Here is a 26,619-nt window from a genome sequence, read left to right on the forward strand (position 1 = left end):
GTCGTTTGGGTCTTAATTGTCAGTGGACAAAGCATTCGGATCGAAAACGTTCCCAAAGCCCGAATTATTTTCAGACTTCGGCGCTTGTTGTACGTCCTCTTTGTTATCTTCCTTGGCGCGGTTCGCATCACGTTTGGCACGCAATTCCTGAATCAGTTTTTCAGCCTCGATACGTTTTTGCTCTTTGACGTCCGCGATACATTGTGCCGGGCTATGCGTGGTTGCCGTGACCACGACGACGACTGTCGCAATCGAAACCAGCACCAGCGCCACAGCGGCGGCATTGCCGGACAGAAACCCGGGAAGTTTGATGCCCTGTTTCAGTTCTTCGATACTGGCATTTTGGCGGGCGGCCAAAACAAGTTGCTGCCGCTTGATTTTGGCTTCGTTCGCCAGCGCTGCAAAAACGGTTAATACGACGATAATAAAGGCCAGCGCCGAGATCGCCGGGGTGATGCCATAGCGTACCTTCTGCGCAAGTTCGATCGTCAGCGTCGGGTATTCGCCAAAAGTGAACGTGGTGGTGTTGTAGTTCTCAAAACTGGCCAGAAATGCCAGCACTGCAGCACTGGCAAGCGCCGGTCGCATGAAGGGTAACAGCACCTTGCGAAAGGCCTGAGCGTGGGTAGCCCCAAGATCAAGCGCCGCCTCGGTCAGCGCAACATCATAGCGCTGCAGCCGCGCCACCAGAACCAGCATGCAATAAGAGGCAATGAAAGTGGACTGGCCGATGATCGTCAGGAACAGGCCATTTGAAAGGAAACTATCAGCACCCAGCCCCAGCATACGGTTGATACGATCCCAGAAAACCAGGGTCGAGATCCCCAGAACAACGCCGGGAATAAGGATAGGCGCGATGATGATGGTGTAATAAGTCGCGCGCAGTTTCGGCCATATCTGGGTCAGAAGTAACGCCCCGGCCAGCCCCATGGCGACAGACAAAACCACCGTACCAAACCCGATGATGACCGAGTTCTTGATGCCGTTCAGAATCCGTTCATCCTGAAACAGGGCTGAAAACCATTCAAACGTCAGGCATTCCCAAGGCGTGATCCGCGGGAAATCGGGCGAGTTGAACGCCGTCGCGGACATGATGATCAGCGGGCCCAGAAGATAGGCAAAGAAAATCGCCAGATAAAACCAGACGCTCAGGCGCAGGAAAGACAGATTCTTCATTTGCCGATATCCCCCATGTTCACCTTGAACAGCCGCATGATGGCCAGAACAAGCAGGATACAGGTGACCAGAAGAACAACCGCATAAGCCGCGCCTTGTGGCCAGTCACTGTTGTCGTTGAACTGTTGATAGATCAACTGAGTGAACCACAGGCTGGACGGGCCGCCGAGGATCTGAGGCGCTGCAAGCGCGCCCGCACTTAGCATGAACACCATCGTACAGCCCGAGCTGATGCCCGGCTTGGCATAGGGGATGACAACGCGGCGGTGAATCTTGATCCAGCTGGCGCCCATGTCACGCGCAGCCTCGATCTGATTGCGGTCAAGGCTTTCGATCACGTTGTAGATCGGGAAAATCATCAGCAGGATATAGGCATACCCCAGACCGGCATAGAGTGCGATATCGTTCCGTATGAAATCGAAAGGCGTATCAAACACCCCGAGCCCCACAAAGAAATTGTTCAGAACTCCGGTTTCACCAAAGATGATCCGTAATGCAAAGGCCCGCAAAATCTCGTTGATCCAGTAAGGAATGATCAGCATCAGCGCAAAAATGCGGATATGGTTGCCCTTGGTCTGCCCCAGATAATAGGCGATCGGGTAGCACAGGATCAGGTTGAAAATTGTGACACAAATTGCCGCTACCAACGTACGGAAAAAGACCCGCAGATCGACAGCGTTATAATCCTGACTTCCGCCCTCGGGGCCAAAAATCAGATATTTGTAGTTCTCAGCCGTATATATATCCTTGGGCCCGCCAATCTCGGGTGGCGGCAGGTTCGGGCGGAACGAAAAGTCAAGCATCGACACCTGCGGCAGGATGATCAGGACAATGGTCCAGAACAGAACGAGGCCAAGGATTGCAAGCCCCATGCCCGTGCCGTTGCGATTTAAAAACTCCTTCAGGAAGCCTGGCATGATCAGCCCCCCTACTCTGCCGCCAGCTCGCCAGCTGGAACAACAACCGAGTTTTTGATCTCGTATTCCAGCGTCAGCGACTGACCTGTGTGATCTTTGAACGACTGACCCAGGTTGGGGATCGTGACTTTCAGCTCTTTGCCACCGCCCCCCTCCATGAAGATGTTGAAAGAATTCCCTTCAAACTCTTCATGGTTAACCTTTGCGGTCACAAAATGGTCGCCCTTCGCTCCCTTGGATGCAATTGCAAACGCTTCAGGGCGAATGAACATCATCGCGTCGTCACCCTCTTTCATCTTGCCCTGATTGGCGGTGGATATCCGCGCCACCAGATCACCTGAACGGTTGGTAGCAACAAGCGCTTCATCGCCCGAGATGCGTTTGATTTTCCCGCGGAAGACATTGTTTTCACCAACAAAGCTCGCGGCAAAGGCTGTGGCCGGGTCGTTGTAAATGGCTTTCCCGTCGCCAATCTGGTCGATGATACCTTCGCGCATGACGGCGATGTTGTCTGACATTGTCAGCGCCTCACCCTGATCGTGGGTGATATAGATGAAGGTGATACCGACCCGTTTTTGGATTTCTCGCAATTCGGTACGCATGTGCTGGCGGAGTTTGAGATCAAGCGCCGAAAGCGGCTCATCCAGCAACAACACATCCGGCTCGGCGCAAAGCGCCCGCGCAATCGCGACCCGTTGACGTTGACCGCCCGACAGTTCGCTTGGCAATTTGTCGCCCTGCCCCGGCAACGCAATCATGTCCAGCAACTCATCCGCGCGTTTGCGGCGTTCGGCGGCGCTGGCCCCGTTAATCTCCATCGAAAACGCGATGTTTTCCCAAACTTTCATCAATGGGAAAAGTGCAAGATTCTGAAAAATCAAAGCGGTGGGCCGTTTGTTGGGACCAATGCCCTTCATATTGCGACCGCCAATCAGCACATTGCCTTCACTAGGCTCCAGAAAGCCGGACACGGCCCGCAGGATTGTGGTCTTGCCGCAACCCGATGGTCCCAGAAACGAGAAAAAATCACCCCCGTTTATGTGTACGTTCGCATCGCGGACCGCGACAAAATCGCCAAAGCGAATCCACAGGCTTTCCAGATCAACGCCGACGCCAGCACTCATGTAGCTTCTCCCTGGATGAACGTAGGCCCGTCGCACTCAAAGGTCCGGCCCAGCGCATCTTTTGTTGTTCAATTTTTTGTCTGCACGTTCAGTCGCGCAGTTGCAAATGGTCCTCCCGCTATTGCGGAAGGACCTTGATCATAAGCGCTATCAGGCGCTCTTGAACTTGTTGACGAACTCTGTCCGGACGTCGGCATACCACGGGGCTTCTGCTGGCCATGGGTTCAGATTGGCCAGGCTGTCACCGGGGTAGGCTTCGGCAAAGTTCTTCTTGTAGGTATCACCCGAGAAGCCATCAGCCCCCAGAACCGGCGAGTTGTAGCCATGGCTGTCAATCGCCACGCCAGCAGGTTCTTTTTCATAGGCAAAGTCGATGAAGGCATAGACCTGTTCGATATTCTGCGCCCCAACCGGCATCGACATGCCGTCAACCCAGGCCATCGCGCCTTCGACAGGCGCCTGATAATGCACCGGCTCACCAGCGGATTTCAGTGCCAGCGGCGGGCCGTCCCAGGTTTGACCAACAACCACACCTTCGTTCAGCAGGCCGTTTTTCTGCGTGTCGGCATCATTCCAGATCAGCTTGATCCGGTTTTTGCGTGCAATCGTCCAATCGGCGATCTGGCCCCAGACCTTGCGCATGGTGTCTTCGTCGTTATAGGCGGCCCAGACAGATCCCGGCTCCATTTCGCCCGACGCTTCCATATAAAGCCCGGCACCCAGCATCATCGAATGCGCCCGGCCCATGGTCTTGCCAGCGTTTTCTTCCGACCAGACATCACCGTATGACGGTGCGTCACCGGCCGGCAGCCATTTGTCGGTGCGATAGGCAATGCCCTCGGTGCCCCAGATATGTGGCAGCCAATGCGCGCCATTTCCGCCAAAGTTCCAGGCGTCTGTGCCAATTTTCGACATGGACGGGTTGACCGCATCCATGTTGACCTTGCTCAGATCAAACGGCTGCAGCAGTTCCAGCGGCCCCCATTGCAGCGACCGGTTGTTGGTCGGCGATACGATGTCAAAGCCCTGACCCTTGGTAGCCTTCATCTTGTTGATGATTTCTTCGTTCGATCCGATGCCGGTGTAGTTCACCTTGATACCGGTCTTCGCTTCAAACGCTTCGATGAAGGACGGCGGCAGATAGTCCGACCACATCAGGATGTTGACCTCTCCCGAGGACGCAAGAGCGCTTTTCGAATACAGCGGCGCCGCAAGTGCAGTTGCACCGACACCTTTCAGAACCGTACGGCGTGTAAGATTGGTTTTAGCAGTCATTCTTTTTCCTCCTGTTGTGCCTGTTCTTAAGTCTTTTTGACGATCGACTTGTCACAGTGCAATTTATGCGCCGCATTGACGCCTGTTTTTTCCCGTGAGTCCAGTTCGTTTTTGGGTAAGCCAAGAAATTCTATGTGATATTTATTGTTTGGCTTTACAAAAATTCCATTCTGGCATTACCCCGCAAGCGGTCTACCAGACCCGATTCCCGTTCGGGAAAAATTGCGAATATTGCGCCTCTGTCCGAATTCCTTGCAAAGATTCGGCCTGTAATCAGGTCTCAGAGACACTCATCGTGCTTCAGAAAAAAGGCGGCGCTTCAATTCACATTGAAACGCCGCCCCTGTTTTCGTTTTTACCAGCGCCTTAAACGACCGGTATCTTTAATCAATCCAGTCAGGCCTAAGCCTTTAACCGGCCACCTCAGCCCAAATCGAAGCGATCCGCCTGCATCACCTTGGTCCAGGCAGCAACAAAGTCGTTCACAAAGGCTGCCTGATTGTCATCCTGGGCGTAAACCTCGGCCAGTGCGCGCAGTTGCGAGTTGGAGCCAAAGACCAGATCGACACGCGTCCCGGTCCACTTCACATCGCCGCTGGCGCGATCACGGCCTTCGAACACGTCTCCATCATCCGAGACAGGCTTCCACTCCGTGCTCATATCCAGAATATTTACGAAGAAGTCGTTGGTCAGCTTACCGGGTTGATCGGTCAGAACGCCATGTGCCGCGCCACCATGGTTTGCACCCAACACCCGCATACCGCCGACAAGCACTGTCATTTCCGGCGCAGTCAGCGTCAGTAATTGTGCACGATCAACCAGCAGTTCCTCGGCTGAGACGGTGTATTTAGCCTTGAGGTAGTTGCGGAAACCGTCAGCAACGGGTTCAAGCGGCTCAAAGCTTTCGGCATCTGTCTGCTCTTGCGTGGCGTCTCCCCGGCCTGTGGTCACCGGTACCGTGATGTCATGGCCTGCATCTGCAGCTGCCTTTTCGATAGCTGCAGCGCCACCAATCACGATCAGGTCGGCCATCGAGACGGCCTTGCCGAAATCTTTCTGCACCCCTTCAAGCGCGCCCAGAACCGTTGCCAGTTCAGCAGGCTGATTGACGTCCCAGTCTTTCTGCGGGGCAAGGCGGATGCGCGCGCCGTTGGCCCCGCCGCGCTTGTCCGAGCCGCGGAAAGTTGATGCCGACGCCCAGGCGGTTTGAACCAACTGGGAAACCGTAAGTCCAGTGGCAAGAACCTTTGCCTTCAGGTCGGCCACATCGGTATCCGACAACTTCGGACCGACCGGAATCGGGTCTTGCCAGATCAGGTCTTCGGCAGGCACCTCTGCGCCCAGATAGCGCGATTTCGGGCCCATGTCGCGGTGGGTCAACTTGAACCATGCACGGGCAAATGCATCGGCAAACTCGTCCGGGTTGGCATGGAAGTGACGCGAGATTTTCTCGTACTCGGGGTCCATGCGCATCGCCATGTCCGCCGTGGTCATGAATACCGGTACCTTTTGCGAAGCATCGGCCGAGTCCGGCGCCATATCCGCTTCTTCAATGTCCTTCGGAGTCCAGATCCACGCACCAGCGCGGGTTTTGGTCAGTTCCCAGTCGTATTTGAACAGAACGTCGAAATACCCCATATCCCACTGCGTCGGGTTCGACGTCCAGGCACCATCAAGGCCCGACGTAATGGTATCACCGCCCTTGCCCGACTTGTAGCTGCTCAACCATCCGAAACCCATCGCTTCAAGCGGGGCAGCCTCTGGCTCAGGGCCAACATGCGAAGGATCGCCCGCGCCGTGCATCTTGCCAAAGGTATGGCCACCCGCAGTCAGCGCCACGGTCTCGTAATCGTTCATAGCCATCCGGGCAAAAGTTTCGCGGATGTCACGGCCCGAGGCAACCGGATCAGGGTTTCCATCCGGCCCTTCCGGGTTGACGTAGATCAGGCCCATCTGCACGGCAGCCAGCGGGTTTTCCAACTCGCGGTCACCGGAATAACGGCTGTCGTCGCTATCGGAAGGGGCCAGCCATTCGGTTTCGGCGCCCCAATAGATATCTTCCTCGGGCTCCCAGATGTCGGCACGTCCACCGGCAAAACCAAAGGTTTTTCCACCCATGGATTCAATCGCGCAATTTCCTGCCAGAATCATCAGATCAGCCCAGGAAATCTTGTTGCCGTATTTCTGCTTGATCGGCCACAGCAGGCGGCGCGCCTTGTCCAGGTTGCCGTTGTCCGGCCAGCTGTTCAATGGTGCGAACCGCTGCGATCCGGTCGAAGCGCCGCCGCGGCCATCGGCGGTGCGGTACGTTCCGGCGCTGTGCCACGCCATCCGGATGAACAGCCCGCCATAGTGACCATAATCCGCCGGCCACCAGTCCTGACTATCCGTCATCAGGGCATAAAGGTCTTTTTTCAATGCTGTCAGGTCAAGCTTCTTGAATTCTTCAGCGTAGTTGAAATTGGCCCCCATCGGATCAGACAGGGCAGAATTCTGATGCAGAATCCGCAGGTTCAGCTGGTTCGGCCACCAATCGCTATTTGATCGGGCGCCAAAGGTGGTAGCACCATGCATCACGGGGCATTTTCCGATATCATTTCCGTCCATTTTTCTCTCCATTCGTGGCTGCGTTGTCTGATCTTGCCAAAGGTGGTTGGGTGAACTCGCCAGCAAGACGATCCAGAGTCAATACCGTCAATTTGGGCAATGCTGGTCAGACCGAATCTGTCGCAGGCCAACCCCCTCATTGCAAAAAGTTTATCAAAGAACTTCAATTAATTTAAGTTGCATTTAGTAATCACCGCGATAACTTTTAATTATGAAAAATCTCACACTAAAACACCTCCGGTATTTTCAGGCGCTCTCTCTTCACGGCCATTTCGGGCGTGCAGCTGACACCTGTTCAATCTCGCAGCCCGCCTTGTCCGTGCAAATCAAGGAACTTGAGGAAACACTCGGTATCACACTGTTCGAACGAGGCCCGCGTCAGGTACGCCTGACATCTTTTGGCGAAGAATTTGCCATGCGCGCCCGCGAAATCCTTCGCGCAGTTGATGATCTTGCAGATCTCGCTCGCACCTCCCGCGACGTTCTGATCGGTCGCCTTCGCATTGGCATCATCCCGACAATCGCGCCTTATCTGTTGCCAAGGATCATCGGTGACCTTACCCAAAAGCACACCGGTCTTGATATCCACGTGCGCGAAACCATGACCGAAAAGCTGATCCATGAATTGACCGAAGGGCGGCTTGACACCGCCATCGTCGCCCTGCCCATATCCGAACCCTCCCTGACCGAAGTTGCCTTGTTCAAGGAAAATTTCGTTTTTGTGCGTCCGCAAGAGGATGCTGAAAAACCTGTCCCCAGCAGCGAAAAGCTGCGCGAAATGCGACTGCTTTTGCTGGAAGAAGGCCACTGTTTTCGCGATCAGGCGCTATCCTTCTGCAACATCCGCTCCGGCCTTCCCCGCGAAGGGCTTGACGGAAGCTCACTGTCGACCCTCGTGCAGATGGTTGGTGCTGGTATTGGGGTCACTCTGATCCCGGAAATGGCGGTCCCGATCGAAACGCGCTCGGCGTCCGTCTCTGTAGCTCAGTTCAAAAACCCGCAACCATCGCGCCAGATCGGCATGGTCTGGCGCAAAACCAGTCCGCTGGCCGAACAACTGATGCAGATTTCCAATATCGTGCGTCAGTCAGCCGAAGCGATGCAGATTGGCCAAACCTGAAGGTGCCAGCGCTCAAGCGTTTCGAGATCACGGTGATCCGCAAACTGATCTTGAAACGCCCACACCATCGATAGCGTCCGGGCGTTTCGCCTTAGCCTGCGGTCAGCCCCTCACTTTCAGCATTTTCGGATCGTATAGCGGTTCCATGTGCACCTGAGCGCGTACGCGTTCTGTGGCCACCTCAAGTTCGTAGTCGCCCGACATCACATAATCCGCATCCACGCCGTCCGGGTTGCGAACATACCCCAGCCCGATGGATTTACCGACCGTGTAACCATACCCCCCCGAGGTCAGCCAGCCCACGCGCTGTCCGTTCCGGTAAATTGTCTCGCGCCCCAGCAACACCACATCGGGGTCAACAGTGAAACAGGCCAGCATCTTTTTCACACCGCCTGATTTCTGGGCTTGCGCAGCGGCACGGCCCTTGAAGTCGATATTCTTACCCAGTTTTACGGCCCAGCCCAGCCCGGCCTCGAACGGGGTATGATCCGGCCCAATATCCGACCCCCATGCCCGATAGCCTTTTTCAAGGCGCAGAGCCTCAAGCGACCGGTACCCGGCATTTTTCAGCCCGTGGTCCCGCCCGGCCTGCATCAAAGCGGCATAAACGGCTTCGGCATATTCCACTGGCAGATGCAATTCCCATCCCAATTCCCCCACATACGTCACCCGCAGCGCCTGAACCGGGCACCCGGCGATGCCAATGGTGCGGATTGTGCCAAACCTGAAACCATCGTTTGACACATCATCGCGAGTGACCTTTTCAAGGATATTGCGCGCCTCGGGCCCCATCAGCGCCAAAACCGCATTCGAAGAGGTAATATCGAAAAGCTGGCAATTCATACCTTCGGGAATATTGCGGCTGATCCAGTTGAAATCATGCGTCGCAAAACCGGTGCCGGTGACGATGTAAAACTCATCATGGGCAACACGGCCCACTGTCAGGTCACATTCGATACCTGCCTTGTCGTTCAGCATCTGGGTATAGGTCAGTGACCCCACCGGCCGGTCCACATTGTTGGCACAGATCCAGTTCAGAGCGGCCACAGCATCAGGGCCTTTCAGTGCAAATTTCGCAAACGAGGTCTGGTCGAATACAACCGCCGCATCGCGTGCGGCCTTGTGCTCGCGCCCGACAGCCTCAAACCAGTTCTGACGGCCAAAACTATAGACATCCTTGGGCGTCTCACCTCTGGAAGTGTCAGCAAACCAGTTCGGCCGTTCCCAGCCCAGCTTTTCGCCAAAGCAGGCACCGGCATCCGCCAAGACATCATAAAGCGGCGATTTCCGGCAGGGGCGGCCTGAATCGTGCTCTTCATAGGGCCAGGCCATGGTGTAGTGTTTGCCATAAGCCTCAACCGTGCGGGTGCGCACCCAATCGGTATCGAAATGCGGGCGGCCAAAGCGGCGGATATCGGCAGACCACAGATCAAACGGCGGTTCGCCGTTTTTAGCCCACTCGGCGAGCACCATTCCCGCACCCCCGCCCGAGGCGATACCAAAGGCGTTAAACCCGGCACCAACAAAGAAATTCTTCAACTCAGGTGCTTCACCGATGATGAAATTGCCATCGGGGGTAAAGCTTTCAGGCCCGTTGGTCAGCGTCTTGATCCCTGCGGTCTGCAGGCCGGGCACACGGCCAAGAGCCTGTTCCATGATCTGCTCGAAATGGTCAAAATTGCTGCCCAGCAGCGAATAATGAAATCCTTCCGGTATGCCATCCACTGCCCAGGGGATCGGATTTGGCTCATATCCGCCCATGACCAGGCCACCAACCTCTTCCTTGTAATAACACAGGCGATCCGGGTCGCGCAGGGTGGGCAGGTTGCCGGGCACGCCCATGGGTTCGGTCAGCATATACTGGTGTTCCATCGACACCAGCGGCACATTGACTCCAAACCGTTTGGCAAAGCTCCGCGTCCACTGCCCGGCGCAGACAATGACCTTTTCACATTCAATGCGGCCCAGATCGGTGATGACAGCTTTGATCCGGCCGTTCTCGACCTCAAGATCGGTCACCTTGGTATCTTCGAAAATCGACGCGCCTGCCATGCGCGCGCCCTTGGCCAGGGCCTGCGTAATGTCCGATGGGTTCGCCTGCCCGTCCGTGGGCATAAAGGCCGCGCCAACCAGATCCGAGATATCCATCAGCGGCCACAATTCCAGTGCCTCGGACGGTGTCAGCAACTCCATTTCAAGGCCGAAACTATGGGCAGTGGTGGCCTGCCGTTTCACTTCGGTCCAGCGTTCCTCGTTACAGGCCAGGCGCAACCCGCCATTCATCTTCCAGCCGGTCCCAAGGCCGGTTTCCTCTTCCAGTTTGCTATAAAGATCCACCGAATAACCCAGAAGCTGGGTGATGTTGGCGTTTGACCGCAACTGCCCCACCAGACCCGCCGCATGAAACGTGGTGCCCGAAGTCAGTTTTTTGCGCTCCAGCAGAACCGTATCGGTCCAGCCCAGTTTGGCCAGATGATACGCAGTTGAGCAGCCGATGATGCCGCCGCCGATGATGACCGCTTTGGCCGTTGTGGGAAGGGTTGTCATGGGATGCCTCAGCTATTCTTGAAATCGTCATAGGACGCGCGAAACCGCGCAAGGTTTTCGGCCGTATATGCCGTGTAATCAAAGTCAATTTCCGATGTGATTTCCGACACCATGCTCCACATCGTTTCCCGCAGAAGCGATGCGCACTTCATGGCTGAATAGCGATGGCGCAGATCATCGGTTACAGATTCATCGAAATAGGTCTCCAGCAGCCAGACCTCTTGCGTCTCGCTCAGCCCGTTGTTCGACGCCAGACCACCAAGATCAAACAGCGGGCTGTTGAATCCGGCATAGTCAAAGTCAATCAGCCACAGGCGGCTGCCGTCATCCAGAAAATTCCCGCACAGCAGATCATTATGTCCAAAGACAATATCATAGGGTCCGGCCGACTGTTCCAGCGCATTCCCGATCCGGACCAGTTCTGGAACCAGTGCCGTGTGGCTGCTGCCACGTTCCAGCAATGTCGCACCGTAATCGCGGATGACATGAAACACCCAGAACACCAGCGATGGCCCGCGCAGATGGTCCGGCACATCGCGATGACAGCGTTTGACCAGATCCAGCACGCGCGGCAACATCTCGGGCGCGCGCACATCTTCTTCAGTCAGGGTGCGGCTATCGATATAGTCCAGCACGGTGATCCCGTCAGCGGCGTACACTACCGCCGGGGATAGCCCGGCGGCATGCGCTGCGCGACTTGCGGCCAACTCGTTGAAACGCATGACCTGATGCAGCGGAATATCATCGCCGACGCGCACCACGTATTTGCGCCCCGCATCCTCGACCAGATAGTTCACATTGGTAATCCCGCCGGTCAGCGGCGTGGCGGTGATCTCGCTCTGCCAGATCGGAAGGTTGCGGAATTCGGGTTGGCTCATGGTTTAACTCTCCAGTCCAAAGCGAATGCGTGCGCCACGGGCGCCCGCGTTGACCAGCCGATCGGCGATGATGGCGATGAAAGCGATGGCAAGACCGGCAACCAACCCCCGGCCCGTGTCGGCCTTGGTCAGGGCGATGTACACCTCCTGCCCCAAATCGCGCGTGCCCACGAGGGCAGTGATCACCAGCATCGACAGCGCCAGCATGATCGTCTGGTTGATCCCCAGCAAAATCTCGGGCAGCGCCAGGGGCATACGCACAAGCCGCAGCAACTGGCGTGGCGTGCAGCCCGAAACGATGCCGGCCTCGATCAGATCGCTGCTGACATTGCGGATGCCATGCGCCGCATAGCGCACAGCCGGGGCAAGCGCATAAAGAACGATGGCGATCATCGCGGTGAAATCTCCGACGCGGAACAACATGACCACCGGGATCAGATAGACAAAACTGGGAAGCGTCTGCAGCGTGTCGATCAGCAGGCCAATGGCCGTACCCGCCCTGCGGTTCAGCGCCGCCAACACCCCCAAGGGCACCCCGATAACAGTCGCCAAAATCACCGACGCACCGCACAGATAAACCGTGACCATCGCCTTGGCCCACAGCCCGGTAATTGCAATCAGGCCAGACAACCCGCCACATAGCAGGGCCAGACGCCAGCCACCTGCGCGCCACCCCAGAAGGGTTAACATGGCAATGGCCCAGGGCCAGGGTATGCCCAGTAGGGTTCGCTTGATCGGCAGCATGAAATATTGCAGGAAAAAGACCTTCACCGCCTCGAACGTATCGAAATAATTCACGTTCAGGTATTTCACCACGTCATCCCAGAAATGCCCGGTGGTCAGGGTATGGCTGTCCGGATAGTCCAGCAGCGCAGGCGCAAACCGCCCCAGAACCCACGTAAGACCCAGCAAGACAACCACCAGTGTTGTGCGCTTGTGACGCGTGACCCAACTTTGCCCATGAACGGGCGGCGTAATCTGCCCCATACGTTCGGCGAAGGCCTGGCTTAGCCGGTCAACGGCGATGGCCAGCACCACAATCGCGATTCCGGCCTCGAATCCGGCACCGATATCCAGCCGCCGCAGGGCTGCCAGCACGTCAAAGCCCAAGCCCCCCGCACCAATCATTGAGGCGATGATCACCATGTTCAGCGTCAGCATGATCACCTGATTGACCCCCACCATCAGGCTGTGTGACGCCGACGGCACCAGCACGCGCCACATAAGTTGCCGCTCGGTTGTGCCCACCATGCGGCCAAAATCCACGATCTCGGGATCAACCGCTTTCAGCGCCATAATCGTGATCCGTACCATGGGCGGCGTGGCATAGATGATCGTCGCCACCAAAGCCGAGACCGGACCGAACCCGAACATGAACAGGATCGGCACCAGATAGGCAAAGATCGGGATGGTCTGCATCAGGTCCAGAACCGGCGACAGCAGGCGTTCACCCACTGGATGCCGGTAGGCCCAGATACCGATCATTAGCCCGCCACCGGCCCCAATCGGCACCGCAATCATGACCGAGGCCAGTGTGACCATGGCACTGTCCCACTGCCCGAAAATGGCGAGGTACAGAAAACAGGCGCCGACCAGCGCCGCCAGGCCCCAATCACGGCAATATTTACCAAAAGCAACCACGGCAGTTGTAACCACGATCCAGCTGACAGCAGGCAAAAGCGTGACTTCCGCGGATCCCTGCCCCGAGGTGAAACCCTTGCTTAACAAGTTCAGCAGCAACTCGTAGGGCTGCTCGATCATCCAGGCAATCGCTCGGGTCACATCGGTAAAGGAAACAGGTCCGATCGCAGCCTCTTCCACCAGCCATTTTATGCCTGCTGAAATCGGGTCTTTGAACGAAACGACCCAAGCCGACGGGAATTTGACCAGCCAGCGCATGTCCAGTGCCTTGGAAAGGTCGCGGCCAAATTGGCCCAGCACAATCGTGACAACAATCAACGCGCAGACAATCAGCGCTCTGTTGTCAAGTCGCCGGATCATTCGCCACCTCCGGCACCAAAAAGCACATGCGCGATGGCTTGCCGGTCAATACTGCCAACAATCTGGCCAGAGTTATCTGCAACCGGCACAGGCCCGTCGGCCATGATGATGCGTTCGGCCACTGCCGAAATCCGATCCGTCTGACGTATGGGCGGCCCGGACCCGCCCGCGCCTTTGGTCATCAACCCGCCCGCTGTCAGTACCTTTGAGCGAGGAATATGCTTGGTGAACTCCTCTACATAATCCGAGGCCGGGTTCACCACCAGTTCCTCGGGCGTGGCGACCTGAATGATCTCGCCATCCTTCATGATGGCGATCCGGTCGGCCAGACGTACCGCCTCGTCAAAGTCGTGGGTGATAAACACGATCGTCTTGTGCAAGCGCGCCTGAAGGCTCAGAAATTCGTCCTGCATTTCGCGACGGATCAGCGGATCAAGCGCCGAAAACGGCTCGTCCAGAAACCACAGATGCGGTTCAACCACCAGTGACCGGGCAATGCCAACGCGCTGTTGCTGTCCCCCTGACAATTCGCGCGGGTAATTGTCTTCGCGCCCCTTCAGGCCGACCAGTTCCACAACCTCGCGCGCCTTCGCTTCGGCCTGCGCTTTTGGCGCAGCCTGAACCGTCAGCGGAAACATCACGTTTTGCAAGACTGTCAGATGGGGCAAAAGGGCAAAGTGCTGAAACACCATACCCAGCTTGTGACGGCGAATCTCGATCATTTCCTTGTCGGTGGCGCGCAACAGGTCGATCCCATCGAACAAGACCTCGCCGCCGGTGGGTTCGATCAGGCGCGACAGGCAGCGCACCAGCGTGGACTTGCCCGACCCCGACAGACCCATGATGACAAATATCTCGCCCTCGGCAATATCGATGCTGGCATTGCGTACCGCACCTATTATGCCCGCTTTTTTCAGGTCACTCCCGGTGGGCGCCGGGGTATTCTTTAAAAACCGCTCCGTATCTGCGCCGTAAAGCTTCCAGATATTCCGGCACGACAGCTTGATATTGGACGTCATAGGTATCCCCGGACCGGAGTGGTGAATTGAAAACGCGCATTCTGGTGAAAAGCCGGGGCTGCATCTGATTGAAAACAGCCCCGACAAACAGGCTTACTGATTGACCCAGCCAGACCAGCGGTCTTTGTTTTCTGTCATCCAGTTCGCCACCACAGTGTCAATCTCGACCCCGTCCAGATCGGCCTCTCCGACCATGGCGCTCATTTCTTCGTTGCTCAGGCGGTAATCCTCAATGATGTCATACGCCCCCGGCCATTTGTCTTTCAGGCCGCTCCAGGCCGCTTTCCAGATCGGGCCGCGCGGCTTGCCGCAGTCGTAGGCCATATCGGGGTTCACGCCCACCGACGGGTCAGAATAGCATTCCGGCGTGTAGGGCGGAAATTCCACAAACTCGCCCTCGTATTTTGCAGGCGCCCAATGCGGTACATAAACCCACAAAATAACAGGATCCTGCCGCTGATAGGCCGACTCAAGTTCGGCAAACAGCGCCGCATCTGTACCGGCGTGCACAACCTCGAAATCCAGTTCCAGCGCCTCGACCCGTTCGTCATCAAACCCACCCCAGGTGACAGGCCCGCCAACATAGCGGCCGTTGGGTGCAGTTTCGGCAGTGGCAAATTCCTCGGCGCAATCTTTCAGCGCTTCCCAGTTGGGCAGACCGGGGCACCGCTCCTTCATATAAGACGGATACCACCATTCCTCGATCGCCATCAGGCCGGTTTCACCCACATTCACAACGTTGCCGGTGGCGGTTGCTTCGTCCAGCGCCTCGCGCCCGGTGGTTTCCCAGATCTCCATCGCCAGATGCAGGTCGCCGGTTTTCAGCCCGGCAAATTGCGCGATGTAGTCGGCCTGCACATATTCGACATTATAACCCGCCTCTTGCAGAATGCTGCCCATGATCTTGGTGTTGATCAACTGCCCCGACCAATCGTGCAACGTGAGGCGAATAGGGTCTGACGATTCGGCAGCCCAGCCGGCCGATGCCGTTATAGCGCTCAACGCTAAAGCGCCTAAAGTATTGAGTTTCAGCATTTTTTAGCTCCCTGGTTTGTGGTTTTGTGTGTTTTTTTATTCTTAATACGATTTATTCTGCGGCAATTTTGCGTATCGGTCAATTAAAACCACAAATAACCACATTAAAAGGTGTCAATTCTATAGAACTGCAAAATATCCGGGCATTAACGTTGCATAATGTGGCTTTTTGTTTAAGTTCCCCTATCAGAGGTTTCATGAACACTACGCGAAAAACAACCAACCAGCGGGAAGAAGAAATTCTGCGCGAGCTGGAAAAGCAGGGCGGGTCCTGCCGGGTCAGTTTTCTGGCCGACGCGCTTGGCGTTTCGAATGAAACCATTCGTCGCAACCTGCGCACGCTGGAAGAAAACAAGATCGTACGAAAGGTGCACGGCGGCGTTCATCTGATCGAGGATTTCAGCGAGGCACCGTTTCAAAGCCGGATATCCACCCACGCCGACGCCAAACAACGCCTTGCCGCCGCGGTGGCCAACAGCATCAGCGACGGCGACTCCGTCTTTCTGGATATCGGGTCGACCACCGCTTATGTGGCGATGGCGCTGAAAAAACGCAGCAACCTGTTGGTCGTGACAAATTCGGCCTTTGTGGCCAATACACTTGCCACCCTGAACAATAATCAAGTGTTTCTGGCAGGCGGCAAGCTGCGCCGCCACGACGGGGGCGCTTTTGGCGCCGAAGCCCTTGATCTTGTACGCCGCCTGAATGTTCAGTTTGCGGTATTTTCCGTCGGCGCTGTGAATGGCGAAACGGGCTTCATGCTGCACGATCTGGAAGAGGCCAATCTGGCCCGCGTCGCGGCCCAGAACGCGCAGGTTCGCATTGTGGTGGCCGACAAGGAAAAATTTAACAAACGCGCCCCTGTATCCGTCGGCAATGATACTCAGTTCGATGTCTTTTTTACCGATGCCCAACCACCCCGATCCATTGTCACGATGCTTCAGGAAAAGGACATTGATCTGGTTGTCGTCGACTAAAACGCCGCTTTTTAGACGGAACTGAAAACCATAAACCCGGTAAAACAGCATGGCCCCAATCCGCGAAACGCCCTAATCTGGCGACAACCCCATGGCCCAAAAGAAAACGCGCACATGCCAAGTTCGCCACCAAATCAAGGCAAGAACGTAACCCGGCGAGGCCGGCGTGCCCGCGCTGCACCAGGCGGCAATGGTCGCCCGCTTGCATCAACCTGCGTCAAAGGCGGGCATTATTCTCCGGTTTCACAGGAAAACCTGGGCCGGATTCACCAGGCCGCCCTACGCATCCTGTCACAGACGGGCATGGCCGATAGCCCGCCCGCGGTTGTTGAAACCGTTTCAAAAGCGGGCGGCACCACAGATGCCGACGGGCGGCTTCTGTTTCCCGAAAAACTGATAACCCGGATGCTGGAAACCCTCCCGCGTGACCTTACGCTATGTGGGCAGACAGCCCGCCACGACATGGATCTGCGCGGCACCCGTGTGCACGTCGGGTCGGGCGGGGCCGCGCCGATGCTGGTTGACCTTGACAGCGATAGCTATCGCCCGTCGACCCTGCGCGATCTCTACGATGTGGCACGCATGGTTGATGCACTGGACAACGTGCATTTCTTCAGCCGCTCACTCGTGGCCCGCGACATGAACACCACTGCGCTTTTGGATATCAATACCGCTTTCGCCTCACTCGCGGGGACACAAAAGCATGTGATGGTGGCAGCCCAGTCCACCGAAAACCTGCGCGAAATCGCAGCGATGTGCCACATAATCGCGGGCAGCGCCGAAGCTTTCCGTGCCCGGCCCTTTCTGTCGCTCAACATCAATCATGTCGTCCCTCCGCTGCGGTTTTCCGCCGAGGCCTGCGACGTCCTGCGCGAGGCTGTCTTGCAGGGCATTCCCGTGCACATCAACACCTTCGGACAACTTGGCGCTTCCAGCCCGGTGACCATCGCAGGCTGTGTGGCCCAGACCGTGGCAGAAACGCTTGCAGGCCTGTGTTTTGCGTGGCTGCTTGACCCACAGGTCAAGGCCGTTTTCGGCATGCGCCCGATGATCACCGACCTGCGCACCGGCGGCATGGCAGGCGGCGCCGGCGAACAGGCGTTGCTGACAGCCGTCTCGGTACAAATGGCCAGATATTACAATCTGCCGAACTCAACCATCGCGGGGGCCACCGACAGCAAGATCAGCGATGCCCAAAGCGGCTATGAAAAAGCACTCACCATCAGCTCGGCGGCCCAGTGCGGCGCCAACCTGATCACGCAGGCCTGCGGCATGCAGGCCGGGCTGATGGGCGCTTCGCCGGAAAGCTATGTGGTCGACAACGAAATGCTGGGCGCGGTACTGCGATCGCTGTCACCGGTCGGGGTGGATGATACCACCCTTGCAACCGACGTGATCGACAGGGTGGCCCGCGGCGAAGGCCATTTTCTGGGGCAGGCCGACACGCTGGCCCGGATGCAAACCGATTTCCTGTACCCCGTCATCGCCGACCGGACCCCGCCCGAAGAATGGCAGGCCGCCGGCAAGCCTGATATCCGCGTCCGCGCCAAGGCCCGTGCGCAGGAAATTCTGACGTCACATTATCCCACACATCTATCTGCCGACACACAGGCCAAGTTGCGCGCCCGGTTTGACATTCGATTGCCGCCCCAGGCAATGAACCGCCCCCACATGCAAGGCGCCGAATAGACTCCCTGCATCGCACAATTCATCAACCATGTGCTGACCCGGGGCCGCACGGGCCAAAGCCCAAACCCGGCCATATGGCGAATCCTGCAACACTCCTGCAATATTTTTGGGTTCAAAAACGGAAACGCGACGTCGTGAGACGTAAACGTGACGATTTTACCCTGTTTCACCAGTGTACAAATCGGTATCAACGCGCCAAAGCCTTTTGTGGTTTTCCCGACTCAGGGAAAATGGAAAACGCTTTATAGAGCTTTCCCGAGAGTCGCGTCGCGGCTCTCAATCATTTTAACGGAGACCATGCCAATGAAGGTGCTCGTACCTGTCAAACGCGTGATCGACTATAACGTGAAGGTCCGTGTCAAAGCGGATGGAAGCGGTGTCGATCTTGCCAACGTCAAAATGTCGATGAACCCCTTTGACGAGATTGCCGTCGAAGAGGCGATCCGCCTGAAAGAGGCCGGCAAGGCCGAAGAAGTGATCGCCGTTTCGATCGGCGTCAAGCAAGCGCAGGAAACACTGCGCACGGCGCTGGCCATGGGTGCAGACCGCGCCATTCTGGTTGTCGCCGCCGATGACGTGCATACCGATATCGAACCGCTCGCCGTTGCCAAGATCCTCAAGGCGATCGTCGACGAAGAACAGCCCGGTATCGTGCTGTGTGGCAAACAGGCGATCGACAATGACATGAACGCCACCGGTCAGATGCTGTCGGCCCTTCTGGGCTGGAGCCAGGGCACCTTCGCCAGCAGCCTGGACATCGACGGCGATCATGCCACCGTCACCCGTGAAGTGGATGGCGGCCTGCAGACGATCAAGGTGAGCATGCCGACAATCATTTCGGTCGACCTGCGCCTGAACGAGCCGCGCTATGCCTCGTTGCCCAACATCATGAAGGCCAAGAAAAAGCCGCTGGACGAAAAAACCGCCGCCGATTACGGCGTCGATGTCACGCCCCGCCTGCAAATCACCGGCACGTCAGAGCCTGACAGCCGCGCCGCCGGGATCATCGTTGGCTCGGTTGACGAGCTTGTCGCAAAACTCAAAGAAGTGGGGGCTGTATAATGGCTGTTCTTCTTCTCGCAGAAGTAACCGATGGCGAACTGGCCTTCGACGCAACCGCCAAGGCCGTAACCGCCGCCAAGGCCCTGGGTGATGTCACCGCGCTTTGCTGTGGCGCCTCGGCTGCCGCCGCAGGCGATGCTGCCGCCAAGATCGACGGCGTGACCAAGGTACTGGTTGCTGAAGATGCCTCATTGGGGCACCGCCTGGCGGAATCAACGGCCGCCTTGATCGTAAGCCTCGCGGGCGATTACGAACATATCGTGGCCCCCGCCACCACCGACGCCAAGAATGTGCTGCCCCGCGTGGCTGCATTGCTGGATGTCATGGTGATCTCGGATGTCTCGGGCGTTGTCTCTTCCGACACGTTCGAGCGCCCGATTTATGCCGGTAACGCGATCCAGACCGTGAAATCCACCGATGGCAAAAAAGTCGTATCCTTCCGGACTTCGACCTTTGACGCCGCCGGTGACGGTGGCTCAGCCCCGGTTGAAACCATCTCGGCGGCTGCCGATCCGGGCCTTTCGTCCTGGGTCGAGGACAAGGTTGCCACCTCGGACCGCCCCGAACTGACCTCGGCTGGTGTGGTTGTCTCGGGTGGTCGCGGTGTCGGCTCGCAAGAGGATTTCGCCCTGATCGAAAAACTCGCCGACAAGCTGAGCGCCGCCGTTGGCGCGTCTCGTGCCGCGGTCGACAGTGGCTATGCACCGAACGACTGGCAGGTGGGTCAGACCGGCAAGGTGGTTGCCCCCGGTCTTTACGTTGCCGTCGGCATCTCGGGCGCCATTCAGCACCTGGCCGGCATGAAAGACAGCAAGATCATCGTTGCGATCAACAAGGACGAAGAAGCCCCGATCTTTCAGGTCGCAGACTTCGGCCTTGTCGCCGACCTCTTCTCAGCCGTCCCGGAACTGACCGAGAAACTGTAAGCCACTGAAATCGTAAACCAACCCAAAGGCCCGCCGAAAAACGGCGGGCCTTTTTGATTCATTCGGCCAGGCCGGAAATCAGCGGCGACAGCAGAAAAGCAGCATCCGCATGCACCAAAGGCCCCGGCAGATCGCGCGCCGCAGCCGCCTCTATGTCGGAACAGATCATTCCCGCCGTCCCGGCGGCCAGCGCTTCGGGGCTGGCGACAACCTCAACAGTTTGCGTCACCATCTCAGACAGCTTGTTCAGCATCTGCCGGGTGACATAGGCTGGCTCATGCGCCAGATCAGCACCATTGGCATCCTCTCCGGGGCGGCGGTTTGAGAACCACAATAACATAACCGGTCCGTCGATCCGGCCCAGCAAAAGCCGCATGCGCTCAACCCAGACCCGCTGCAATTCTTCGCGGACCATGGCAAACCGCCCCGGGGATACCCTCTGCAAATGCCCCAACATATGCCGGGTAAAGTGGAATTCGGTGAAATCGACATCGCAAAACACCGACCTCAACAGACCTGTAGCTTCAACAAACCGGTCGTTCCTGCGTGGATGCACGGCATAAAACCGGTTCGTCATATTCTGCGCGCAAGGCACCTGAACAACAGTGACAAACGCACGCCGCGCCGCCCCCAGAACCATTGGGTCGTTCAGGAACACATCCACGCCGGCATTCGGAAACCCAAGATTCACACATGTCACACCGGTGGCTTTTTCGATCAGCGCCGGAAAGGGGCGCCAGATAAATTTGCCATAGGTTTCCGTACTGCCCAGAAAGACAGCATAACGTCCGCTCAGCCGCCGCCGTGGCCCCCGGAACAATAGCCCTGATCCGGCATACCGGCACGGCAAATAGTCAAGGGATCTTTCCCCAAGTTTTTCATAGGCCATATCACCCACCATTTAATCTCACCCATGGTCAGGATTCGGCCTTATGCATTGAGAATTTGCTAATGCGTGAATTCATTACATGTTTTAACGATCCTCAGCCCTTGCAGCCCGGCACCCGCGGGGCCTATGGTACTTTCGAAAAACGTCGCGAGGCAGGCTATGGAAATCCAGAAAATCGGCATTGTCGGGGCAGGTCAGATGGGCAACGGCATCGCCCATGTTCTGGCATTGGCAGGGTACGACGTACTGCTCAACGACATCAGCCAGGATGGGCTGGATGCGGCCATGGCAACCATAACCCGGAACATGGAACGCCAGGTCAGCCGCGACAAGATCACCCAGTCCGATATGGACGGCGCCCTTGGCCGCATCGCCTCCACGCTGACCCTCACAGACCTGGGCGCCACAGATCTGGTGATCGAAGCCGCGACCGAGCGTGAAACCGTCAAGCAGGCCATCTTTGACGCGCTTCTGCCGCATCTGCTGCCCCACACCATCCTGACCTCAAACACCTCGTCGATTTCCATCACCCGGCTGGCCAGCCGCACCGACAGACCCGAAAAATTCATGGGCTTCCACTTCATGAATCCGGTGCCGGTGATGCAGCTGGTCGAACTTATCCGCGGCATTGCCACCGATAAAGATACATATAATGCCTGTCTTTCAGTGGTTGAAAAACTGGGCAAGACCGCCGCCTCCGCCGAGGATTTCCCCGGCTTCATCGTCAACCGCATCCTGATGCCAATGATAAACGAGGCCGTTTATACCCTTTACGAAGGCGTCGGTAATGTTCGCTCTATTGATCAGTCGATGAAGCTGGGCGCCAATCATCCAATGGGCCCGCTGGAACTGGCCGATTTCATCGGGCTGGACACCTGTCTTGCCATCATGAACGTGCTGCACGACGGGCTGGCCGATACCAAATACCGCCCCTGCCCGCTTTTGACCAAATATGTCGAGGCCGGCTGGCTGGGCCGCAAAACCGGCCGGGGCTTTTACGATTATCGCGGTGAAACACCCGTGCCCACGCGCTAACCCGCTTTTTCCAGTCCGGTTTCCCGCACCAGAAACATGTGCCGCTGCCGCAAGGTTTCGCAATGGGCCCGCACGATGCCCGGGCGCAACAACACATGCCAGGTCTGCTGCGCGATCGGGACCGGCTGAGCAAACGCCGCGCAGCTTAGTACCGCCACATTGGCCCTATGATCCGGATCGCGAACCGACGCATACCGTATCGCCTTGGCACCCGCGTCGCGCGCCCGATCCGCCAGCGCCAGGCAGTCAGTATAATCGTCGGGGTCTTCCCACCGCCCCTGCCCGGCCCAATCCGCATCTGTCAGATCCACCGCACTATCCACCCGGATATCCGCCATCACCGCCGTATGCACCACCGGCCAGCGCGGCATCGGCGTATCTTCAGACGCCGCATAAAATCGCAAGCCTCCCCAGGCGCTTTCTGCCAGCGCTGTCAGCGGCGCCTCGGACCCGTACCACACACCCGGCGTCGGCCCCGCCCGACGAAAACGTGAGGCACGCGGATAGCGCCCATAACGAAACGGCGACCAGAACTGATAATCCAGATGCTGGCAGGGTTCGGGCACCGGCGGTTTACTTTCCTCCAGCACTTGCTCCAACACACTCTGCTCGGCATCGGTATCAACCAGCCGCATGGTCGAGGGCCTGAATTGCCCCTCAATCATCCGCCAAAGGTTGCCATGATAAGGCTTGTATCCCCCTTCAGGTCGGGGCACGGGCCGCATCCAGATAATTCATAACCGCAATCAGCCCTGTGGCCTGCACCATCAATTCGCGCGGCGCGGCGCCCAGATCACTGTTGGCATTCGCCATCCAGCCCTGCATCGTATCCGGATCGCCCCCCGAAATTGAATCCAGCGACCGAAAGATACGCACCACACAGGCTGCCAGTTCAAACGGCTTGCCCTGCAACTCATAACCACCTTCGCGCATTCGCGAAACGGTAGCCTCGCTGACGCCGATCACCGCTGCCAGTTCACGCTGCGACAGGCCCAGTTCCTGGGCTGCGTTAAACGCTGCTTTAGCCAACACCCGCCCGGCGCTATGGCTGACATCTTCTGGCTTTCTGGCAAGAGATAGCATCACAATTCTCCGGAATAATGAAAGTAAAATAACATTTATTTCTACAGAAATCAAGAAAGCGCTAAATGCCTTTCATTTTTCCCAAAATACTCCCGCCGGAGGCATCCGGCCAGACATCCCGCAATCCTGATTTTTCAATTCATTCCGCGACCGTCCGGACTTAAGACGTTTCGAGATTAAGCTGATCCGCAGTTTGATCCCGAAACGCCCACACCACCGAAAGAGTCTGCGTGTTTCGCTTGATTGTTGTGAGCCAAAAATAAGCCGAAACGCTTTAGTCACCCAGAGAAAGGGTATGTTCCCGTAACCAGGTCATGAAGCCGCGCGGATCCTTCTCCAGCATCTTCATCCGTTCGTCGCTGATCGGCTTGCCGACAACCGGCTTCTGCGGCTTGTTGCAACTGTGGACCACCTCATGCAGCAGCAGGCTCTGCCGCAGGGTTGCCGAAATCCGGTTAGCAATCTGATACCAGCGAGAATTTGAACCGGGAAAATAAATCGGCACCACCTTGGCGCCTGAACGGCGAATCATCTGCGCCGTAAAGACATTCCACTCGCGCTCAATCGCTGGCCCGAACATCGTGTCGGACGATGCCACAACGCCCGACGGAAAGACGCTGATCAACCCGCCCTCTTTCAGATGCGCCATCGCCTTGGCGCGCATCTCGACTGATTTGCGTTGCGCGTCAGGCTCGTGCGGAAACGGCACTGAAATCATGTAGGATGCCGCCACCTCGTCAATCCCGGTCAGCAGGGCGCGGGTCAGAATTTTGTAGTCGCTTCGCCGCTGGCCAATCAGATCCGCAAGGATCATCCCATCTACCAGACCATGCGGGTGGTTCGACACCGCCACAACCGGGCCATCGGACGGGATATTCTCCAGTTGCTTGGGCGGGGTCTCCAGATCGATGCCCATCGTCCCCAAAGCAGCCCGCCAAAACGCCTGGCCGGTCGGCGCACCGCGCTTTTCAAACGCCTTGATCATGCGCACAATGGTGATCTTGCCGGTGAACCATTCGATGGTTCGAATGATCCCTGCTGTCATCGGGTCGTCAAAGGAGTTGGCATAGGTCAGGCTACGGCGGTCATATTTGGTGAAGTTCACCGTTTCGCCGGCCTGCTTCAACGCCTGGTCCTCCTGCACGTTGTCAGCCACGTGATCTGTCCCTGCCCCATCGTAGCGCATCTGCGCTTTTACATGTCCTCGCCAAACCGGTCTGCCACCAGCGCTTCGACCGCATCGGCCAGCGCAACCGCATCCGGCCCCGAGATTTGCACGTCAATAGTTGTTCCTTTGGACGCTGCCAACATCAAAAGCCCCATAATGCTGTCTGCGCCGGTGTATTGGCCGTTCTGCGACACTTCTGCCGTTGCGTCAAATCCTTCGACAACTTCCACCAGTTTGGCCGCCGCCCGGGCGTGCAGACCTTTTTCATTCACAATCTTCAGCTGCCGCACAATCTTATCTGTCATAGGACCTTCTAACTATTCTGCAGACACATTGTGGCTGTCTATATATTTACGCCCCGCATCCAGCGCTGCACGCACGGCATCCAAAATCGGTAAATGGCGGCTTTTCGCCAGTTTGATCAGCATCGGCAGGTTGGCCCCATAAAGGATCCGGCGATTTTCGGGCTGGCAGGCACGCAGCGCCAGATTCGACGGCGAGCCACCAAACAGATCGGTCACAATCACCACGCCATCCCCCTTGTCCACCTCATTGGCGGCGCGACAGATTTCTTCCTGCTTTTCAGTCCGATCGTGGTCACCCTCGATCACGATTGCGCGGATCCCCTGTTGCACACCAACCACATGTTCTATGGCCCTCAGATATTCCGGGGCCAGTCCGCCATGGGCCACGATCACAATACCGATCACAGACGTCTTACTCCCAACATCCTCACGTGCCGCCATCCTTGGGTGGTGTCACGTTGGTCTCCGTCACCCCGCGCCTTTCCAGCTCGCGGTGTCTTATTGACACTTGCCAGCCCCCATCTGCAAGGGCTTTGGCCAAAGTTTCTGCCATTGCGACGCTACGATGCTGCCCACCGGTACATCCAAACCCGATCGCAAGATAGGCCTTGCCTTCGGCCTGGTAGGCCGGCAGCAGCAGGCCCACCAGGTCACTCACCTTATCGCGAAACGCCTGAAACAGCGGGTCCTGACGGACATAGTCTGCCACCGCGTCATCGCGCCCGTCCAAAGGCCTCAGCGTTTCCTCCCAGTAGGGATTACGCAAAAAGCGGCTGTCCAGCACCATGTCCAGCCCCCGGGGCAAACCGCGTTTGAAGGAAAACGAATGCACCGATACCGCCAGTTGCCGCCCGCCCTGTGGCGCAAACCAGTGCTCCAGCTCGGCGCGCAGATCATGCGGGGACATTTCAGATGTGTCCACCAGAACATCCGCTCTGGCCCGGATCGGCCCCAGCAGATCAAACTCGCGTGCGATGCCCACGCCGGGGCTTTCCGCCGGGGCCAGCGGATGACGGCGGCGGGTTTCTGAAAACCGGCGCAGCAGTACATTCGCACTGCAATCCAGATACAGCACCTGCATCGGTACATCCGCCCGGCCCCCCATCTGGTCAATCGCCTCGATTAGCGCCGCGGTCGAGAAATCCCGGTTCCGGGTATCCACTCCCAGGGCCAGGGGCTTTTCCGGCCCCGGCCCGTCCAGCAGCCGCGGCAACAACGACAGGGGCAGATTGTCGATCGCCTCATATCCCATATCTTCCAGCGCCCTAATGGCCGTGGTCCGTCCTGCCCCCGACGGGCCGGTGATCAGAACCAAACGATTGGCGACAGCGGTCTGCATAGTTTTGTTTCCTCAGGCAAGACGTCTGTTCTTTAGATAAAGCAGGATTGCGGCAGGGAAATGGGGGAATTCCGATTTTCTGATAACCGGCAGACTGACCCCCAGCAAATCTTCCTGCCGTTCAGGCGGCAAGCGTTCAGTTTCGGGCCTGTCCATGTCTACCAAAAGGGTAACCTTGCACGGCCCCGCAGGCCGGGCTGCCAGAATGCCAACACCGCGCGCCTCGATCTTTCCGTGGATGGACATTGGAACATCCGCCATCACTGCCGCACCTTCAGGCCATACCCGGGTGCGGTCATCCGCCACCAGCTCGGCGCCCAAGGCCATAAGCTGCAGCGCCAGCCCTGATTTTCCCTGTCCCGAGGCCCCGCGTATCAACACCGCGCACCCATCCACCGCCACACAGGACGCATGCAGGATAGTACCGCCACGATCCATGTTCTTGTC

At 57.4% G+C, this 26,619-nt stretch carries 24 protein-coding genes; 6 read left to right on the top strand and 18 right to left on the bottom strand.

The genetic code is table 11. The features are described from left to right. Positions 1-12 precede the first annotated feature (12 nt). The 5 genes from PEL8287_RS12840 to katG all read right to left on the bottom strand — a co-directional run bounded on the left by PEL8287_RS12840 (position 13) and on the right by katG (position 7,099). A complete protein-coding gene (locus PEL8287_RS12840; protein WP_085892816.1) occupies positions 13-1,176 on the bottom strand; it encodes an ABC transporter permease in 1,164 nt (387 codons plus the stop codon). After that, positions 1,173-2,093 (bottom strand): ABC transporter permease, encoded by a 921-nt coding sequence (locus tag PEL8287_RS12845; RefSeq protein WP_085892817.1) that lies wholly within the window; start codon positions 2,091-2,093, stop codon positions 1,173-1,175. The genes PEL8287_RS12840 and PEL8287_RS12845 overlap by 4 nt, the downstream gene beginning before the upstream one ends. Positions 2,094-2,104: 11 nt before the next feature. Then, positions 2,105-3,217 (bottom strand): ABC transporter ATP-binding protein, encoded by a 1,113-nt coding sequence (locus PEL8287_RS12850; protein ID WP_085892818.1) that lies wholly within the window; start codon positions 3,215-3,217, stop codon positions 2,105-2,107. Between the two features lie 150 nt (positions 3,218-3,367). Beyond that, positions 3,368-4,492, bottom strand: coding sequence for an ABC transporter substrate-binding protein (locus PEL8287_RS12855; protein ID WP_085892819.1), 1,125 nt, complete (start codon positions 4,490-4,492; stop codon positions 3,368-3,370). A gap of 423 nt (positions 4,493-4,915) precedes the next feature. Beyond that, complete coding sequence (katG, locus tag PEL8287_RS12860) at positions 4,916-7,099, bottom strand: catalase/peroxidase HPI (RefSeq protein WP_085892820.1); 2,184 nt, start codon at positions 7,097-7,099, stop codon at positions 4,916-4,918. 211 nt (positions 7,100-7,310) lie between these two features. Here katG and PEL8287_RS12865 point away from each other — a divergent pair, with 211 nt between their 5' ends. Then, positions 7,311-8,219 (top strand): hydrogen peroxide-inducible genes activator, encoded by a 909-nt coding sequence (locus PEL8287_RS12865; RefSeq protein WP_085892821.1) that lies wholly within the window; start codon positions 7,311-7,313, stop codon positions 8,217-8,219. Positions 8,220-8,321: 102 nt separating this feature from the next. Here PEL8287_RS12865 and PEL8287_RS12870 read toward each other — a convergent pair whose 3' ends face one another. The 5 genes from PEL8287_RS12870 to PEL8287_RS12890 all read right to left on the bottom strand — a co-directional run bounded on the left by PEL8287_RS12870 (position 8,322) and on the right by PEL8287_RS12890 (position 15,699). Further along, the gene (locus PEL8287_RS12870) at positions 8,322-10,766 is read right to left on the bottom strand and encodes a GcvT family protein (protein ID WP_085892822.1); all 2,445 of its coding nucleotides are present in this window, start codon (positions 10,764-10,766) and stop codon (positions 8,322-8,324) included. 8 nt (positions 10,767-10,774) lie between these two features. Further along, complete coding sequence (locus tag PEL8287_RS12875; RefSeq protein ID WP_085892823.1) at positions 10,775-11,644, bottom strand: choline kinase family protein; 870 nt, start codon at positions 11,642-11,644, stop codon at positions 10,775-10,777. A 3-nt stretch (positions 11,645-11,647) separates the two neighbouring features. Beyond that, on the bottom strand, positions 11,648-13,645 hold the full coding sequence (locus tag PEL8287_RS12880) for an ABC transporter permease (protein WP_085892824.1): 1,998 nt from the start codon (positions 13,643-13,645) through the stop codon (positions 11,648-11,650). Beyond that, a complete protein-coding gene (locus PEL8287_RS12885; protein WP_085892825.1) occupies positions 13,642-14,664 on the bottom strand; it encodes a quaternary amine ABC transporter ATP-binding protein in 1,023 nt (340 codons plus the stop codon). Before PEL8287_RS12885 ends, PEL8287_RS12880 begins: the two co-directional genes overlap by 4 nt. A 93-nt stretch (positions 14,665-14,757) precedes the next feature. Further along, positions 14,758-15,699 (bottom strand): ABC transporter substrate-binding protein, encoded by a 942-nt coding sequence (locus PEL8287_RS12890; RefSeq protein ID WP_085892826.1) that lies wholly within the window; start codon positions 15,697-15,699, stop codon positions 14,758-14,760. Positions 15,700-15,896: 197 nt separating this feature from the next. On the opposite strand from PEL8287_RS12890, the gene PEL8287_RS12895 reads away from it, so the two are divergent. The 4 genes from PEL8287_RS12895 (at position 15,897) to PEL8287_RS12910 (ending at position 20,353) form a co-directional block, all read left to right on the top strand. Then, on the top strand, positions 15,897-16,676 hold the full coding sequence (locus PEL8287_RS12895) for a DeoR/GlpR family DNA-binding transcription regulator (RefSeq protein ID WP_085892827.1): 780 nt from the start codon (positions 15,897-15,899) through the stop codon (positions 16,674-16,676). Between the two features lie 114 nt (positions 16,677-16,790). Further along, positions 16,791-18,365 carry a trimethylamine methyltransferase family protein gene (locus tag PEL8287_RS12900; RefSeq protein ID WP_085892828.1) on the top strand — a complete coding sequence of 525 codons (1,575 nt, stop codon included), beginning with the start codon at positions 16,791-16,793 and terminating at the stop codon, positions 18,363-18,365. Positions 18,366-18,668: 303 nt separating this feature from the next. Next, complete coding sequence (locus PEL8287_RS12905; RefSeq protein WP_085892829.1) at positions 18,669-19,427, top strand: electron transfer flavoprotein subunit beta/FixA family protein; 759 nt, start codon at positions 18,669-18,671, stop codon at positions 19,425-19,427. Further along, positions 19,427-20,353, top strand: a complete 927-nt coding sequence (locus tag PEL8287_RS12910; protein ID WP_085892830.1) for an electron transfer flavoprotein subunit alpha/FixB family protein — start codon at positions 19,427-19,429, stop codon at positions 20,351-20,353. The genes PEL8287_RS12905 and PEL8287_RS12910 overlap by 1 nt, the downstream gene beginning before the upstream one ends. Before the next feature lie 58 nt (positions 20,354-20,411). On the opposite strand, the gene PEL8287_RS12915 is transcribed toward PEL8287_RS12910, so the two are convergent. Beyond that, on the bottom strand, positions 20,412-21,254 hold the full coding sequence (locus PEL8287_RS12915; RefSeq protein ID WP_235862299.1) for a DUF6473 family protein: 843 nt from the start codon (positions 21,252-21,254) through the stop codon (positions 20,412-20,414). Positions 21,255-21,401: 147 nt separating this feature from the next. Here PEL8287_RS12915 and PEL8287_RS12920 point away from each other — a divergent pair, with 147 nt between their 5' ends. Beyond that, positions 21,402-22,277, top strand: a complete 876-nt coding sequence (locus PEL8287_RS12920; protein ID WP_085892831.1) for a 3-hydroxybutyryl-CoA dehydrogenase — start codon at positions 21,402-21,404, stop codon at positions 22,275-22,277. Here PEL8287_RS12920 and PEL8287_RS12925 read toward each other — a convergent pair. The 7 genes from PEL8287_RS12925 to PEL8287_RS12955 form a co-directional block, all read right to left on the bottom strand. Continuing rightward, positions 22,274-22,993: an RES family NAD+ phosphorylase gene (locus PEL8287_RS12925; RefSeq protein WP_176228643.1), complete on the bottom strand. Its 720-nt coding sequence runs from the start codon at positions 22,991-22,993 to the stop codon at positions 22,274-22,276. The two genes, PEL8287_RS12920 and PEL8287_RS12925, sit on opposite strands and share 4 nt — an antisense overlap. Next, the gene (locus PEL8287_RS12930; protein ID WP_085892832.1) at positions 22,980-23,360 is read right to left on the bottom strand and encodes an antitoxin Xre-like helix-turn-helix domain-containing protein; all 381 of its coding nucleotides are present in this window, start codon (positions 23,358-23,360) and stop codon (positions 22,980-22,982) included. Before PEL8287_RS12930 ends, PEL8287_RS12925 begins: the two co-directional genes overlap by 14 nt. 274 nt (positions 23,361-23,634) lie before the next feature. After that, entirely contained in the window at positions 23,635-24,546 is a 912-nt protein-coding gene (locus tag PEL8287_RS12935; protein ID WP_085892833.1) for a lysophospholipid acyltransferase family protein, read from the bottom strand. Positions 24,547-24,554: 8 nt separating this feature from the next. Then, a complete protein-coding gene (locus PEL8287_RS12940) occupies positions 24,555-24,833 on the bottom strand; it encodes an HPr family phosphocarrier protein (RefSeq protein ID WP_085892834.1) in 279 nt (92 codons plus the stop codon). 12 nt (positions 24,834-24,845) lie between these two features. Further along, positions 24,846-25,238, bottom strand: coding sequence for a PTS sugar transporter subunit IIA (locus PEL8287_RS12945; RefSeq protein ID WP_085892949.1), 393 nt, complete (start codon positions 25,236-25,238; stop codon positions 24,846-24,848). Positions 25,239-25,260: 22 nt separating this feature from the next. Continuing rightward, positions 25,261-26,172, bottom strand: a complete 912-nt coding sequence (rapZ, locus tag PEL8287_RS12950; protein ID WP_085892835.1) for an RNase adapter RapZ — start codon at positions 26,170-26,172, stop codon at positions 25,261-25,263. A gap of 12 nt (positions 26,173-26,184) precedes the next feature. Beyond that, positions 26,185-26,610: an HPr kinase/phosphorylase gene (locus PEL8287_RS12955; RefSeq protein ID WP_085892950.1), complete on the bottom strand. Its 426-nt coding sequence runs from the start codon at positions 26,608-26,610 to the stop codon at positions 26,185-26,187. Between the last annotated feature and the right edge of the window lie 9 nt (positions 26,611-26,619).

Source organism: Roseovarius litorisediminis (genome assembly GCF_900172295.1).
Classification (GTDB): Bacteria; Pseudomonadota; Alphaproteobacteria; order Rhodobacterales; family Rhodobacteraceae; genus Roseovarius; species Roseovarius litorisediminis.